The sequence below is a fragment of the Pseudomonas sp. NPDC086566 genome, assembly GCF_050280885.1.
Lineage (GTDB): Bacteria > Pseudomonadota > Gammaproteobacteria > Pseudomonadales > Pseudomonadaceae > Aquipseudomonas > Aquipseudomonas vlassakiae.
The window spans coordinates 144704-159475 of the sequence record NZ_JBNNWD010000009.1 but is presented as its reverse complement, the minus strand read 5'-3'; the positions used below and the strand labels follow the sequence as shown (position 1 = coordinate 159475).

Genomic DNA, 14772 nt, shown 5'->3' with positions numbered 1-14772 from the left:
AGGCCTGATGATTATTGTGTAATTTTATCGAATGCGGAGTTCCAACATGCCAAAAATGAAAACCAAGAGCGGTGCTGCGAAGCGCTTCCTGAAGACCGCTTCCGGCTTCAAGCACAAGCACGCTTTCAAGAGCCACATCCTGACCAAAATGTCGACCAAGCGTAAGCGTCAACTGCGCGGTGCCAGCCTGCTGCACCCGTCTGACGTGGCAAAAGTCGAGCGCATGCTGCGCGTACGTTAATTCTGGTTTAGATAGAGGAAGTTACTCATGGCTCGTGTTAAGCGTGGCGTCATCGCTCGTAAGCGTCACAAGAAAATTCTGAAACTGGCTAAAGGCTACTACGGTGCACGCTCGCGCGTATTCCGCGTTGCCAAGCAGGCTGTCATCAAGGCTGGTCAATATGCCTACCGTGACCGTCGTCAGAAGAAGCGTCAGTTCCGCGCACTGTGGATCGCTCGTATCAACGCCGGTGCCCGCACCAACGGTCTGTCCTACAGCCGTCTGATTGCTGGCCTGAAAAAGGCTTCGATCGAAATCGACCGTAAGGTTCTGGCCGATCTGGCAGTGAACGAAAAAGCGGCGTTTGCTGCGATTGTCGAGAAAGCTAAAGCCGTTCTGGCTTAAGTACCCGCGACAATCACCCGGCGGCGCTAGCGGCGCCGGGCATTGAACGTCATCGATAGGGGAAGAGCCTTCAAAGCTCTTCCCCTATTTTCGTATCTGGAGTCTGTACATGGAAAACCTGGATGCGCTGGTCTCCCAAGCCCTAGAGGCCGTCGAGCGCGCTGAAGACATCAATACCCTGGAACAGATCCGGGTTCAGTACCTCGGCAAGAAGGGCGAACTGACCCAGGTGATGAAGACCCTGGGCAACCTGCCAGCCGACGAGCGCCCGAAAGTCGGCGCGCTGATCAACGACGCCAAAGAGCGCGTCACCGTCGTGCTCAACGCACGCAAGGCCGCCTTCGAAGAGGCCGAGCTCAGCGCTCGCCTGGCCGCCGAATGCATCGACGTGACCCTGCCAGGCCGTGGCCAGACCACCGGCGGGCTGCACCCGATCACCCGTACCCTCGAGCGCATCGAGCAGTTCTTCACCCACATCGGCTACGGCATCGCCGAAGGCCCTGAGGTCGAAGACGACTACCACAACTTCGAAGCGCTCAACATCCCCGGCCACCACCCGGCCCGGGCGATGCACGACACCTTCTACTTCAATGCCAACATGCTGCTGCGCACCCACACCTCGCCGGTGCAGGTGCGGACCATGGAGTCCACCCAGCCGCCAATCCGCATTGTCTGCCCGGGCCGCGTGTACCGCTGCGACTCGGATATCACCCACTCGCCGATGTTCCACCAGGTCGAAGGCCTGCTGATCGACCGCGGCATCAACTTCGCCGACCTCAAGGGCACCATCGAAGAATTCCTGCGCGTGTTCTTCGAAAAAGAACTGGCCGTGCGCTTCCGCCCGTCGTTCTTCCCCTTCACCGAGCCGTCCGCCGAAGTCGACATCCAGTGCGTGATGTGTTCCGGCAAGGGCTGCCGCGTGTGCAAGCAGACCGGCTGGCTGGAAGTCATGGGCTGCGGCATGGTGCACCCGAACGTGCTGCGCATGTCTGGCATCGACCCTGAAGAATTCCAGGGCTTCGCCTTCGGCATGGGCGCCGAGCGCCTGGCCATGCTGCGCTATGGCGTCAACGATTTGCGTCTGTTCTTCGATAACGACCTGCGGTTCCTGGCGCAATTCCGCTAGGCCCCATCGACGCACTTTTCCAGGAGAACAGCATGAAATTCAGTGAACAGTGGCTGCGCGGTTGGGTAAACCCGCAAGTCTCCCGTGACGAACTGGTCGCCCGCCTGTCCATGGCCGGCCTCGAAGTCGACAGCGTGACCCCCGCTGCCGGCCAGTTCAGCGGCATCGTCGTGGGCGAGATCCTCGCCACCGAACAACACCCGGACGCCGACAAGCTGCGCGTGTGCCAGGTGAGCAACGGCCAGGAAACCTTCCAGGTCGTGTGCGGCGCGCCTAACGCCCGCCCAGGCATCAAGATCCCGTTCGCCATGATCGGCGCCGAACTGCCAGGCGACTTCAAGATCAAGAAGGCCAAGCTGCGCGGCGTCGAGTCGTTCGGCATGCTCTGCTCGGCCGCCGAGCTGCAGATCAGCGAAGAAAACGACGGCCTGCTGGAACTGGCTGCCGACGCCCCGGTAGGCGAAGACATCCGCCAGTACCTGAGCCTGGACGACGCCAGCATCGAGATCGGCCTGACCCCGAACCGCGGTGACTGCCTGTCCATCGCAGGCCTCGCCCGCGACGTCAGCGCCCTGTACGACACCCCGGTCACCCGCCCGGTCGTACCCGCCGTTGCCCCGGCCCACGACGAAGTGCGCCCGGTCGAAGTCAGCGCCCCGGCGGCCTGCCCACGTTACCTGGGCCGTGTCATCCGCAACGTCGACCTGAGCAAGCCTACCCCACTGTGGATGGTCGAGCGCCTGCGCCGCAGCGACGTGCGCAGCATCGACGCCGCCGTCGACATCACCAACTACGTGATGCTCGAACTCGGCCAGCCGATGCATGCCTTCGACCTAGCCGAAATCAACGGCGGCATCCGCGTGCGCATGGCCGAAGAGGGCGAGAAGCTGGTCCTGCTCGACGGCCAGGAAGTGGCCCTGCGTGCCGACACCCTGGTGATCGCCGACCACACCCGCGCCCTGGCCATCGCCGGCGTCATGGGTGGCGAGCACAGCGGTGTGAACACCGAAAAAACCCGCGACCTGTTCCTCGAAAGCGCCTTCTTCGAGCCGATCTCCGTCGCCGGTAAAGCCCGTTCCTACGGCCTGCACACCGATGCCTCGCACCGCTACGAGCGCGGCGTCGACTCGCAGCTGGCCCGTGAAGCCATGGAACGCGCCACCCAACTGATCCTCGATATCGTCGGCGGCGAAGCCGGCCCGGTCGTCGAAGCCGTCAGCGAACAGCACCTGCCAAACGTCGCCCCGGTCACCCTGCGCGCCGACCGAATCACCCAGATGCTCGGCATGGAGATGGACCCGGCCCAGGTCGAGCAGCTGCTCAACAACCTTGGCCTGGTTACCAAAGCTGATGGGGCAGGGCAGTGGACCGTCAATGTCCCAAGCCACCGCTTCGACATCAGCCTGGAAGTCGACCTGATCGAAGAGCTGGCCCGCCTGTACGGTTACAACAACCTGCCCGTGCGCTATCCGCAAGCCCGCCTCGCGCCGCAAGCCCGCCCGGAAACCCGCGGCGAGCTGCCAAACCTGCGCCGCCTGCTGGTCGCCCGCGGTTACCAGGAAGCCATCACCTACAGCTTCATCGACCCGAAGCTGTTCGAGCTGTTCAGCCCAGGCGTCGAGCCGCTGCTGCTGGCCAACCCGATCTCCAACGACATGGCCGCCATGCGCGCCTCGTTGTGGCCAGGCCTGGTCAAGGCCCTGCAGCACAACCTCAACCGCCAGCAAGACCGCGTGCGCCTGTTCGAAAGCGGCCTGCGCTTCGTCGGCCAGCTCGGTAACCTGCAGCAGCAGCCAATGATCGCCGGCGTCGTCACCGGCAGCCGCCTGCCAGAAGGCTGGGCGAACGGCCGCGACACCATCGACTTCTTCGACGTCAAGGCCGACGTCGAAGCCCTGCTGGGCTACAGCGGCGCCCTGAGCGACTTCACCTTCGCCGCCGGCAAGCACCCAGCCCTGCACCCTGGCCAGACCGCTGTGATCCAGCGCGACGGCAAGGACGTCGGCTACCTCGGCGCCCTCCACCCGGAGCTTGCCAAAGCCCTGGACCTGGACCGCCCGGTGTTCGTCTTCGAGCTGGTGCTGGGTGATGTGGTCGAAGGCCGCCTGCCGAAATTCAGCGAACTCTCCAAGTTCCCGGAAACCCGTCGCGACCTGGCCTTGATCGCCGGACGTGATGTGGCTTCTCAAGACGTGCTTGAAGTAATTCGTGACAATGCAGGCGAATGGCTCACAGACCTCAGGCTGTTTGATGTCTACCAAGGTAAAGGCATTGATCCTGATAGAAAAAGCCTCGCCGTCGGCTTGACCTGGCAGCATCCATCGCGCACTCTTAACGACGATGAGGTGAACACTACCCTGCAAAACATCCTCACCTCGCTCGAACAAAGGTTGAACACCACGTTAAGGAAATAACGGCATGGGTGCTCTGACGAAAGCTGAGATGGCCGAAAGGCTGTATGAGGAGCTGGGGCTTAACAAGCGTGAGGCCAAGGAGCTGGTCGAGCTGTTTTTTGAAGAAATTCGGCACGCACTTGAAGAGAACGAGCAGGTCAAGTTGTCCGGTTTCGGCAACTTCGACCTTCGCGACAAACGCCAGCGGCCGGGCCGCAACCCCAAGACAGGGGAAGAGATCCCGATCACCGCACGGCGCGTCGTCACCTTTCGTCCAGGGCAGAAGTTGAAAGCCCGGGTTGAGGCCTATGCTGGAACCAAGCCATAACGACGAACTGCCCCCCATACCGGGCAAACGCTACTTCACCATCGGTGAAGTGAGCGAGTTGTGTGCCGTGAAGCCACACGTGCTGCGGTATTGGGAGCAGGAGTTTCCTCAGCTCAACCCTGTGAAGCGGCGGGGCAACCGGCGGTATTATCAGCGGCAGGACGTGCTGATGATCCGCCAGATCCGGGCGCTGCTGTATGACCAGGGGTTTACCATTGGCGGTGCGCGGTTGCGGCTCTCCAGTGATGAGGTGAAGGATGAATCCAGCCAGTACAAGCAGCTGATTCGGCAGATGATTGTCGAGTTGGAGGATGTGTTGGTGGTGTTGAAGAAGTAGGCTGGTTTCTGATGAGTGAAAAATTTTTGGAGAAAAAGGTTTCATTTATCAGGAGGTTAGGGTACATTCTTCAACGTTCTCGGCAGGATTGAGAACATGCTTCAAGCCCAGTCGGGGCGTAGCGCAGCCCGGTAGCGCACTTGCATGGGGTGCAAGGGGTCGAGTGTTCGAATCACTCCGTCCCGACCATATTCTTAAGCTCGGCCAATGGTCGGGCTTTATTTTTTTGCGCTGCCTTGCGTGCCGAAAATTTCAACAATTTTCTTACTTAGCTCGCTAAAGTTTAGGCATTCGCACTCCCAGACTATTACTACCCTCCATCCCATCGACATTAAATCTGCTTGGTTTTTGATGTCTCTTCGAACATTATTATCCATTTTGGTTAACCAAAAATCAGTATTTGATTTTGGAATGCGTGCATATCTGCAATTTTTATGCCTATGCCAGAAACAACCATGGACAAATATACACGTTTTGTGCTTTGGGAATACCAAATCAGGTTTGCCGGGGAGTTCACGCTTGTGCAGTCTAAATCTTAGCCCCAGTGAATGACAGAGAGAGCGCACAATTAGTTCGGGTTTTGTATTTTTTCCTCGGATTCTGCTCATCAACAATGATCGCTCAGTTTTTGAAAGGTTATCGGCACACATAATGTAAATCCTCAGGCAGTTAAGAATGTGATTCATTGGGTTAATGGTAGCTCACGCTAGATCCAGGGTAAGGCTTCCAGTCGCTAGTGCTTGAGTTTTTCAGTCTAGTGTGATAATTATTCCTGATTGCTTGCGGTTTTTTGAATGCTAAGTGTTTGGTGATTTAGAAAAGTCCAAATAATCCAGGGATTATTAGATTCAGGGTAATCTGATGCTAGTTACCCAACCACTTTTACTGGAAACATTAGATGGATGAGATTCGCGCGTTCGATATGTTTTGTGGGGCGGGAGGTGCCAGCTTAGGGGCTCGTAGGGCTGGAGCTAAAATTGTCGGTGGTGTAGATCTTTGGTCGTCAGCCGTTGATTCTTTCAAGTTGAATTTTCCAGATGCAGAGGTTTTTGAAGGTGACCTCCGTATACTTTCTCCGGAAGAACTACATAAAAAACTTGGGCGAATCGATCTTTTGATTTCTTCGCCAGAGTGCACTCATCATACTTGTGCTCGTGGGGCGAAGCCCCGTTCAGAAGAAAGTCGAGATACTGCATTTCAAGTAATTAGATATGCAGAAGTGTTACGGCCTCGCTGGATCACCCTTGAAAATGTAATCAATATGAAGCCTTGGTCTCGATATGATGAGCTAAAGTCAGAGCTAGAGAGGCTGGGTTATAAGATTCTTGAGCAAGTTATTGACTCTTCTCTCTTCGGAGTGCCACAACGACGGCGCAGACTTTTCATGGTCGCTGATCTTTACGGTCAACCACCTGCCATAATCCCTAAAGCTCAGCCTGCAGTAACTGTTGAGAGTGTGTTGGCCCCGGTGGGCAAATATAAAATGAATCCGCTGAGATCGGAGAGGAGGGCCAAAGCCACTCTTGCCCGTGCAGAAAGAGCGATTGAGGCTTTAGGTAATGATAAGGAGTTCATTATTGTATACTATGGTACTGATGGCGCGGGTGGCTGGCAGAGAGTCGATGAACCGCTAAGAACGATTACGACTGTTGACCGATTTGCATATGTTTGCCCAACGCCTGATGGGCACATGATGCGGATGTTGCAGCCTGATGAGCTGAGAAAGGCGATGGGTTTTCCTGAAGACTATATCTTCCCACCTGTTTCTCGGCGTGATAAAGTCAAGTTAATGGGTAATGCCGTATGTTCTCCCGTGATGGAAGCAATTGTGCGGGCTCTAAAGGAATCTCAGTGCGGTAATGAGCTGATAGATGTTGCCTGAATTCATCGCTGAAGGCGAGGGATATGCCAAAATTGTAAACAAGCCCGCAACACGTTATGTGCTGCGGGCTTTTTTGAGGATGGAATATGAGCGGAAAGATATTTAGACCCCGTGCTAGGATCATGAAAACTCTCGGCGAGGAGTTGATAAGTAGTGACAGTGTGGCATTGCTTGAACTTGTAAAGAATTCGTATGATGCGGATGCAAGTGAAGTCTTAATTAAATTCGAGGGGCCTCTTGAGTCAGGAAAAGGGTCCATATTAGTAGTTGATAATGGAAAGGGGATGAGCCGAGCTGTCGTTGAAGGCGCATGGATGGAGCCGGCCACTGTTTCAAAAGTTGAAAATAAAAAAAGCACTAAAAAGGGGCGTCGTGTTCTTGGAGAAAAGGGTATTGGGCGCTTCGCTGCCGCTCGCTTGTCATCAGTATTACGACTAGCAAGTCGCGAAGTTGGGGGTAAGGTCGAGGTTAATGCAGTATTTGATTGGCGCCAGTTCGAGGACGAAAAAAAATTTCTTGATGAGGTTGAGATCCAAATATCTGAAAGTTTGCCAGTAAAAACTCGAGCTAAAAGTACAATTGACTTAATTTCTCGCAATAGACATTTTGGCAGCAAGCTTCCTCATGGCACAATTTTAGATATGGTGGGCTTAAAGCAAAACTGGAATAATAAAATTTTTGATGAGATTCAAAGAGGTTTGTCCAGGCTGGTTTCACCATTCGAATCTTTGTCAGACTTTAGAATAAAGATCGAAGCGCCTGCAGGATTTGAACAATATTCTCAAGAGATTAGCCCTCCCGAGGTGATAAAATACCCACATTATACAGTAAAGGGGTGGGTACATGAGTCTGGTGAGTATTCTCTAGTTTTTTCATCAATAGCCGAAAATGCGAATACCACTTCTGCCGGTTTCTTAGTTTGGCATCCTAAAGATGGTTGGATAATGCGAGACGGTTTGAGTGCCTCAGATCTTCCTGATAAATACTCGCCTCCAGAAAGTGGCAGGATAGAGTTGAATCTTAGATTTTGGGATCGGGATGAATTGGGCAACGTTGTTCAGAAGACTGGCGGGTCCATATCGAGCGTTCGTAAAGATTTAGACAGTTTTGCTGGTGTTAACATCTATCGCGATGGTTTCAGAGTCATGCCTTACGGCGAGCCGAATAATGACTGGCTTCGGCTTGATATGAGGAGGGTTCAAAAGCCAACCTACAGGTTGTCGAATAATCAAATTGTTGGCTACATCTCCATTACTGCAGATGGCAATCCAAATTTAAAAGATCAGTCCAATCGTGAGGGGTTGCGTGAAAATCAGGCCTACTCCGATCTAAGTGAGATTATGCTATGTATTCTCTCGAAAATGGAAGATATAAGGTATAAGGCAAGAAAAGGGTCAACGAAATCGGGGGCTGCGGGGGCTAACTCGCAAGGCGGGCTTTTTGATCCGATAGACTTTTCCCAGATACGAGCACATATGTCTCGTGAGATACCAAACGATGCAATTATGCAGTCGATGGTTGATGGTATCGAGCTGGATTACTCTAAAAGGATTGAGAGCTTTAAAACCGTTGTTTCTCGTTATTCTGGCTTGGCAACACTGGGCAAATTAGTTGATGCAGTACTCCATGAAAGCCGCCAGCCACTTGCAATTATTTCTGGTCAGGCTGGTTTAGGTCAGGAAGATCTCGAGGATTTTGGGCTTGATGGTAATGCAGGTCTTATAAAGGCGCACGATAAATTTGCAAAGATAAAAAATCAGTCTGGTTCACTTAGTTCTATATTAAAGCGCATTGAACCCTTTGGTGGTCGTAAGTCAGGGCGTCCGCCTCAGTTATATCTTGAGGAGATCGTTGCGGAGGCATTTGCTGTGATGGATTACAGCTTGAAGGAATCCGGAATAAAATATTCGATTTCAAAAGGCCAGACTTTAGTAAGAGTCGACGGTAGCGAAGTTCAGCAGATCCTAATAAATTTGATAGATAATAGTATATATTGGTTGCAGTTTGTCGCTAAAGGTGCACGAAAAATACAGGTATCAATAGCTCGTATGAAAGATGAGGCGGTTGAGCTTGTGTTTTCGGATAGTGGCCCAGGAGTTCCAGAAGAGCATCAAGATCATATATTTGATGCGTACTACTCACAGCGTAAGGAAGGGGCGGGTCTTGGGTTGTCAATTATTGGTGAGATGATTTCAAGCTATTATGGTGGCTCGTTAGAGCTGCTGGGCAGTGGGGAGCTGCCAGGGGCGAATTTTCGGTTGGTATTTAGAAGGCGGGTATAATGAAAAATTGGAAGTTTCTTGTCGTCGATGATAATTCAGAATTGGCCGATCAAACTGCAGATATTCTTTCAAGTGATAGAACTCTTGGGGCGGGGAATTCGATAAGCTGTGATGTTGTCAATAGCTTTGATGAGGCAAAGCAGCTTGTTGCAAAAACAAAATATGACTTAATCGTCTTGGACCTTAGGGATGACGCCGAAAAAAATGATCTAAAAGGTGCTGAGGTTTTAAATTCGCTGAAAGAGTCAAATTTCGCACCTGTAATATTCTACTCAGGATACGCAGATAAAGTTTCCAGGCTAAAAACACCACTTGTAAGGCTAGTGACAAAGGGCGAAGATGAAGTTGTCGATTTGCGTCGTGCAGTTCAAGAAATTTTCCAAACAGGTGTCCCTCAACTCATAAACTACATTGAAGAACAGCAGAGAAGTTATTTGTGGTCTCATGTAGATGAATTTTGGAAGGAAACCGCGCCTTTGTGTCAGCCAGAGGAGCTAGCTTATCTATTAGCTCGTCGACTAGGTAATGCTCTTACTGGGACTTCTGTAAGGGGCTATCTTGAGCAAACTAGGGGTGATGCTGATTTGGTTCATCCTATTGAGATGTACATCTGGCCTCCAATGGGCGCTGGTGTTGTGACGGGAGACTTGATTCAATTTGAAGATAAGTACTATGTCATACTGAATCCGATGTGTGATTTTGCGCAAGGAAAAATAGAGTTTATTGTGGCTGCGGAGTGTGTGCCTCTAGCGGAATGTAGTGAGTTTCTGACTCTTCAAGGGTCTAAAAAATCTGGAAAAACGGCAGATCCCAAAGAGATAGGGGCGTTAAAAGCATTGATTAGTGATAATAGAGCGGGGAGAAAGGTTCAGCCAGACCGCTTTAAGTATCTGCCCGGTACAGTTTTTTCTAACGACCTTGTTGTGGACTTCCAGCGCATAAGAAACTTCGAATCAACGGGGTTAGGTGAAAGCTTTAAGCGTATTGCCACATTGGATACGCCGTTCGTAGAGTCTCTTCTTAGCAAATTTTCGAGATATTACGGTAGAATTGGTACCCCAAATCTCGATTCGCCAAAATTGTCCTCTGCGATTTATGAAGGCATGAAGTGATTTAATTATTTGAATCTTGCGGACTGGACAGGATAAGGGGTAATTGCTCGGATCTTGAAATAATTATTCCGATTTGAATATTAGTTTAGATATGCTATTGAGTAAGCCTGCAGAGTTTTGGTTAAAGATTTTGCGGGCTTTGTAAATAAATTGCTGTTACTCATGCTAAGTGTCGATTTTGTAAATAGTTGACTGCTGAGCTAGAGTCAACCATTTATTTTGTGGTTTAGTGCATTCGGATCAGTGCTTTTTATAAAGCCCAGAATCTTTGGCGCAGTATCAGTTTGGTTTGGTTTGGTTTGGCTTTGTGAGTAAATTCTGAATGATTGTCGGTTGCGCTCTAGGAGGCGATGTACCGGTTAGGGATTAAGCAGGCTGAGTTAAAGAGAGGTAACGCATGCTCGCAAGAACATGCGGGTATTTTGTTGTTTTGGAGTAAATTTTCTTGCAATTGAGGTCTCACTAAGTAGTGCCATATTCAGCTGGTGTTTCCTTAATTACGAAAACTTCATCGTGTTCATCTTTGAATTCTTCACGGTTCAATTGGCGCATTTCTTCCATGAAGCTCTCAAATAATTGGTGGATGCCAGTATAAGGGGGGTGGAGCTCCAAATGCTGGTTGATTTCAACAGTAATTTGTTCAACGGATTTTTGGTTTCTCTCACTTTTGTCTGCCCAAGTTCGGCCTGGGTGCATCGTGTCCCAAGGGGAGCGTCTATTGTCTCGGGTTTCAGTGCTGTCGCCGTGCTTGCCAAGACCAAAGCATATTTTTGTTTCTGAGTTCCAGATTGGCTTGAAGAAATTAATAAGATAGTCTTCGGCTGATTTCTGGAATCCTGATTGTACAATTAAGAAGCGGCATTTGAAATCATTAATGTCCAGTGTTGATTTGGCTTTTCTAATGTTTTTAGCGTGCTCGTTCATTCTGCTGGAAAGCTTCGTGCCTTGAGCGATTGCATCTTTAGCAGAAGGGTTTGATGGGTCAGCTTTCCCCACATAAATAGGATGGTCCGAGCCAGCAAGCCTGCAATACGGCTTAAAACTACCTTTATAGTACAAGGCGTATATGCCTGCCCCGTAAAAGTTAGGGATTGATGCTAGTTCATGTAATGGCTGTGAAATTAAAGTGAGTGCGACTATACGGCCTGCAGTTATGGGGTCCGAAGGGTCGAAAATAGAGGAGGGTCGCAGGATTGGATCAAAGCCAGCCGCTATCTCTGCTAAGCGTTCAGCATAGCCGCTTAATATCTGCCGCGTTTGGGCGACATTACGAGCGCTGCCCGCAGGCTTAGCCTCTGTTAGCTTATTTGTGAGTTTACCCAGCTCTTTGAGCAATTCCTGCAAACCCATGTTCTCCTTTGTCAACCCTGCCTCCTTAATCAACAGTTCTCAGTTGTGTACAGACTGCATCGGCTACATGTTGCGCCAACCTAACCGGCACTGCGTTACCAAGCTGTCGCATAATCTCGCCCCATGAGCCTTCAAACACGAATTCGTCAGGAAAAGTCTGTATGCGTGCACACTCTCGAACAGTGAAGTATCTGATACTTCCATCGACTCGGCGCAGCATGTTCTCCCCTCCTGGGACCCCATGATCACCAGCTTTCAGCGCTTTTGCCGGTTCGTCTAAGGGGCTTCCGGTGTGTCCTGGATAACTTCTGGCGCCCGGCTGGAATTTATGCGCCTGGAATAATAAAGTAGGGTGCTGTTCTGGGTCCGGCAAATCGCTGATTGCGTCCCTCACGGTCTGCCATGGAAGGTACAGCTCTTCGGTAGACTCTCTTAGTGCTGCGAGTTTTTTGCTGTTGGTAAGCGGGCAGTCTGGGCGTGAACGTTTTGCAACTTTGTGCCGCTCCCAGTAATCACCAGTAACCCACTGGTCTCTCAATAACGCATCAATGCTGTGTGTTTTGCTAGGGAATGTCCAAGGGCGATGGGTGTCTGCTCTGAACCCCACGAAGAATACACGCTCCCTCTTCTGCGGTACGCCGTAATCAGCAGCATTAACTAGGCGAGCTACTACATGATATTCGCTATGGGCACCAGCGGTCTTGTGTTGCTCTAATCGGCTAAGGTGTTCAAGCCACTCTTCTCCGGCACGAGCCTGGAGGCTCGGATACTCTAGTTGTAGTTGAATATAATTAAAATAGTTATAGAATGATGCTCGAGTTAGGCCTTTAACATTTTCGAACACGAAAGCTTTGGGGCGGACCTCGCGGATGGCTCGCACGGCTTGCGGAAACATGTCGCGCTCGTCAAGAAAGCCACGATGCTTCCCGCCCATGGAAAAGGGTTGACAAGGTGGTCCGCCGGTAATGAGGTCTAAACCTGTATAGCTTGAAAAGTCAAAATTGCGAACATCGCCTTCTGTTACATCGGCCCAGTGTGCAATAGGATCTACGCCATAGCGCTTGTTGATGCGCAGGGTTTCGCAGGCGTGCTTGCTCCACTCGACTACAGCCTGATGCTGGACGTTACATCTCGAGAATCCCATGCCCAAGCCTCCAGCTCCTGCAAAGAGCTCGATAGATTGAAGTGGTGGGATTTGCTCGCCTTGTAACGTGTTGCGTGGGAAACTGGCTCTTGCCATGTACACCTCTGACTAGGTGGATGCGGTAGGTGGGCTACGGTTGCAGCCGTAGCCCACCGATTTCAGAGCAGCATTCTACCCTAACCGAGCTAGGGCTGCCTTGTTCAAACTACTGTTGATCCAACACTTGTTCAGTTGTGGCGCCCTCGGTCTGCGCCGTCGCACTCTCGTGCGCTCTACCATCAAGGTTGAAGGGCGGTAAGGCTTGGCGTCGTCCCAGATAGCTTTTCTTTGATCTCGCGATCGAGCACGTATGCAGTGGGATAGGGCAGGGGAATCGGCAGGCCGAGGGAGATGGCAAAGCCGAAATCCTCGGTGGCAAAACCCAGTCGCAGGCGTTTGACGTCGCTTGGATGTTGGCCCTGGATGGGCACTTCACCGCGCTTCATGCGTGCACTCATCTCAGGCCCGGCCCACCAGGTCGAATCCAGTCCGCCTTCACGGGCAAGCGCTTCGATCACGCCGCCCTGGGCGGTTTCGGCGAGCAGGCGCAGGGCCTTGTAGAGATTGGATTTGCCGCTGCCGTTGGCACCCGTCACCAGATTGAGTTGGCCTAGTGGCAACACAAGGTGATTGATCGAGCGGTAGTTGCCGATGGCGAGGGTGGTGAGCATCCGGTGCGTCCCAGCTTGAACTGAGTGGCCGATTGTGGCCGAACTGGGGCGGCGTTACTACCGGTCGGCTTGGGTGCGGGGATGGCTGTGTTCGAGTTCATCGAACAAGGCGCGAACCATCATGTTGAGGTAGTGGGAGGCAGCGACTCTTCGGTGGTCGCCTAGCATGACGCCGGTGTGGTTGAGGTAGCGGGCGCAGTCCAAGAGTTTCGCGGCTTGTTCTTTTGCTTGAGTGGTAGGTATCCCGGGGATTGCGGTGATCAATGATTGGGGTGATTTGTAGCTTGGAGCCGGAATGTTGTCGCTCCCACTAGTTGGGGTGTTGTTTTGGGGCATCTGTGAGATCTCCTGGAATCGGCGCAGGGGCTTGGATTGCTGGGGCCGCGTTGCGGCCCTTTCGCGGCTAAAGCCGCTCCTACACTGGGTGGCGCCGGTGCTGACGGTTCAATCTTTCATCATGCCCAGTTCGGCATCATCGAGCAGGGCCTTGGCCAGGGCGCTGAGGTAGTGCGAGGCCCAGAGCAGCTGGGGTTTGTCTTCCATCAGGCCGTCGATGGTCAGGTCGCGGACGTAGCCCATCAGTTCCGAGGCCTGTTCGCGGGCGCTTTGGCAAGGGATGCCGGGTTCGATGCGGAAGAGGGGGTGGGTCTGGTTATCACCTTGGTAGAAGGTGGTTTTGCCGGGTGTGAATTTGGTTTCTTCTGTGGCCATTGGTTGATCTCCCTGAAGTTGTAGCTGCCCGGGCTGGCCCAATCGCTCGCAAGCTGGGGACTCGAGGACGAAGGCGTCAGACCAAGCAGGATCATGATGCGAATTAGTGCAGCGTCTGCGGGTCGGCTGGTTTCTGGATTTGAACCAGCGCTGATTCGAGCAATTTGCGCAGGGTTTCAAGCTCGTGCATTGACGTCATGATCAATAGCGACACGGGGGACTTGGGCTGCATCAGCATTGCCTGCTGGGCAACGACCTCTGCGCAAAGTGCATAGTCAGCGGCCATCATCAGCGTGTCTTCGAGGGAGTGGAGACTGTGGGGTGGATCTGGAACTATTTTTAACATTGGCTGTGTTCTCGATGGGGCCACCGCCAATCCGCTGTCAAACGGAATGGTGGCGGCTGTGTATGGGTTGACAGACCGGCGAACACAGAAACCGGCGCACGCGAACGTGCCCCATACACAACCGCCATGAACGGCTGTGCGCTGTATATCGTCGCGGCCTGTCAAAGCCGGTCGTTGATGTGCAACGACCCACCGAGCCTAAAACTCAGAAATAACAACCGCAACGAAAAACAGGCGTTGGCAGTATCTTTGGGAAAGGTCCTACAAGGAAGGGGCTAAATCTGATTTTATTAGCCAGAGGGCGTAACAATATGTGAGGGAGTGTCAGGGCTGGCAGGTGCCTGCCTTCATTCCTTTAGCGCCTATGAGTTCGAGCGCCGCCCGCGCGGCGCATCGCGGATAAATCCGCTCCTACATCTGTTTCGG

The 14772-nt window shown here is 52.4% G+C and carries 15 protein-coding genes, 1 tRNA gene and 1 pseudogene; 10 read left to right on the top strand and 7 right to left on the bottom strand.

Going from position 1 to position 14772, the window contains the following annotated elements; genetic code table 11:
• The first annotated feature begins 46 nt into the window (after positions 1–46).
• From rpmI to ACQKPS_RS21135, 7 genes are all read left to right on the top strand, one after another.
• Positions 47–241: a 50S ribosomal protein L35 gene (gene rpmI / locus ACQKPS_RS21165; RefSeq protein WP_003250667.1), complete on the top strand. Its 195-nt coding sequence runs from the start codon at positions 47–49 to the stop codon at positions 239–241.
• Positions 242–268: 27 nt separating this feature from the next.
• On the top strand, positions 269–625 hold the full coding sequence (gene rplT, locus ACQKPS_RS21160) for a 50S ribosomal protein L20 (protein ID WP_003250671.1): 357 nt from the start codon (positions 269–271) through the stop codon (positions 623–625).
• Between the two features lie 109 nt (positions 626–734).
• A complete protein-coding gene (pheS, locus tag ACQKPS_RS21155) occupies positions 735–1751 on the top strand; it encodes a phenylalanine--tRNA ligase subunit alpha (RefSeq protein WP_054887103.1) in 1017 nt (338 codons plus the stop codon).
• A gap of 32 nt (positions 1752–1783) precedes the next feature.
• Complete coding sequence (gene pheT / locus ACQKPS_RS21150; RefSeq protein WP_427605564.1) at positions 1784–4165, top strand: phenylalanine--tRNA ligase subunit beta; 2382 nt, start codon at positions 1784–1786, stop codon at positions 4163–4165.
• Between the two features lie 4 nt (positions 4166–4169).
• Entirely contained in the window at positions 4170–4472 is a 303-nt protein-coding gene (gene ihfA, locus ACQKPS_RS21145; protein ID WP_003250679.1) for an integration host factor subunit alpha, read from the top strand.
• Entirely contained in the window at positions 4453–4809 is a 357-nt protein-coding gene (locus tag ACQKPS_RS21140) for a MerR family transcriptional regulator (RefSeq protein WP_008100384.1), read from the top strand. Before ihfA ends, ACQKPS_RS21140 begins: the two co-directional genes overlap by 20 nt.
• Before the next feature lie 112 nt (positions 4810–4921).
• A tRNA-Pro gene (locus ACQKPS_RS21135) sits at positions 4922–4998 on the top strand.
• Between the two features lie 29 nt (positions 4999–5027).
• Here ACQKPS_RS21135 and ACQKPS_RS21130 read toward each other — a convergent pair.
• Positions 5028–5459, bottom strand: coding sequence for a very short patch repair endonuclease (locus ACQKPS_RS21130; protein ID WP_427605563.1), 432 nt, complete (start codon positions 5457–5459; stop codon positions 5028–5030).
• A gap of 248 nt (positions 5460–5707) precedes the next feature.
• On the opposite strand from ACQKPS_RS21130, the gene ACQKPS_RS21125 reads away from it, so the two are divergent.
• The 3 genes from ACQKPS_RS21125 to ACQKPS_RS21115 all read left to right on the top strand — a co-directional run bounded on the left by ACQKPS_RS21125 (position 5708) and on the right by ACQKPS_RS21115 (position 10085).
• Positions 5708–6691, top strand: a complete 984-nt coding sequence (locus tag ACQKPS_RS21125; RefSeq protein WP_427605562.1) for a DNA cytosine methyltransferase — start codon at positions 5708–5710, stop codon at positions 6689–6691.
• 122 nt (positions 6692–6813) lie between these two features.
• A complete protein-coding gene (locus tag ACQKPS_RS21120; protein ID WP_427605561.1) occupies positions 6814–8973 on the top strand; it encodes a sensor histidine kinase in 2160 nt (719 codons plus the stop codon).
• Positions 8973–10085, top strand: a complete 1113-nt coding sequence (locus ACQKPS_RS21115) for a response regulator (protein WP_427605560.1) — start codon at positions 8973–8975, stop codon at positions 10083–10085. The genes ACQKPS_RS21120 and ACQKPS_RS21115 overlap by 1 nt, the downstream gene beginning before the upstream one ends.
• Positions 10086–10547: 462 nt before the next feature.
• On the opposite strand, the gene ACQKPS_RS21110 is transcribed toward ACQKPS_RS21115, so the two are convergent.
• The 6 genes and pseudogenes from ACQKPS_RS21110 to ACQKPS_RS21085 all read right to left on the bottom strand — a co-directional run bounded on the left by ACQKPS_RS21110 (position 10548) and on the right by ACQKPS_RS21085 (position 14346).
• Positions 10548–11450 carry an Eco29kI family restriction endonuclease gene (locus ACQKPS_RS21110; protein WP_427605559.1) on the bottom strand — a complete coding sequence of 301 codons (903 nt, stop codon included), beginning with the start codon at positions 11448–11450 and terminating at the stop codon, positions 10548–10550.
• A 10-nt stretch (positions 11451–11460) separates the two neighbouring features.
• A complete protein-coding gene (locus ACQKPS_RS21105; RefSeq protein WP_427605558.1) occupies positions 11461–12675 on the bottom strand; it encodes a DNA cytosine methyltransferase in 1215 nt (404 codons plus the stop codon).
• A gap of 171 nt (positions 12676–12846) precedes the next feature.
• A pseudogene (locus ACQKPS_RS21100) lies at positions 12847–13289 on the bottom strand (AAA family ATPase); the annotation flags it as partial.
• Positions 13290–13346: 57 nt separating this feature from the next.
• The gene (locus ACQKPS_RS21095) at positions 13347–13625 is read right to left on the bottom strand and encodes a DUF3077 domain-containing protein (protein ID WP_427605557.1); all 279 of its coding nucleotides are present in this window, start codon (positions 13623–13625) and stop codon (positions 13347–13349) included.
• Positions 13626–13733: 108 nt separating this feature from the next.
• A complete protein-coding gene (locus ACQKPS_RS21090; RefSeq protein WP_054887111.1) occupies positions 13734–14000 on the bottom strand; it encodes a DUF3077 domain-containing protein in 267 nt (88 codons plus the stop codon).
• 103 nt (positions 14001–14103) lie between these two features.
• Positions 14104–14346, bottom strand: a complete 243-nt coding sequence (locus tag ACQKPS_RS21085) for a hypothetical protein (protein WP_427605556.1) — start codon at positions 14344–14346, stop codon at positions 14104–14106.
• Between the last annotated feature and the right edge of the window lie 426 nt (positions 14347–14772).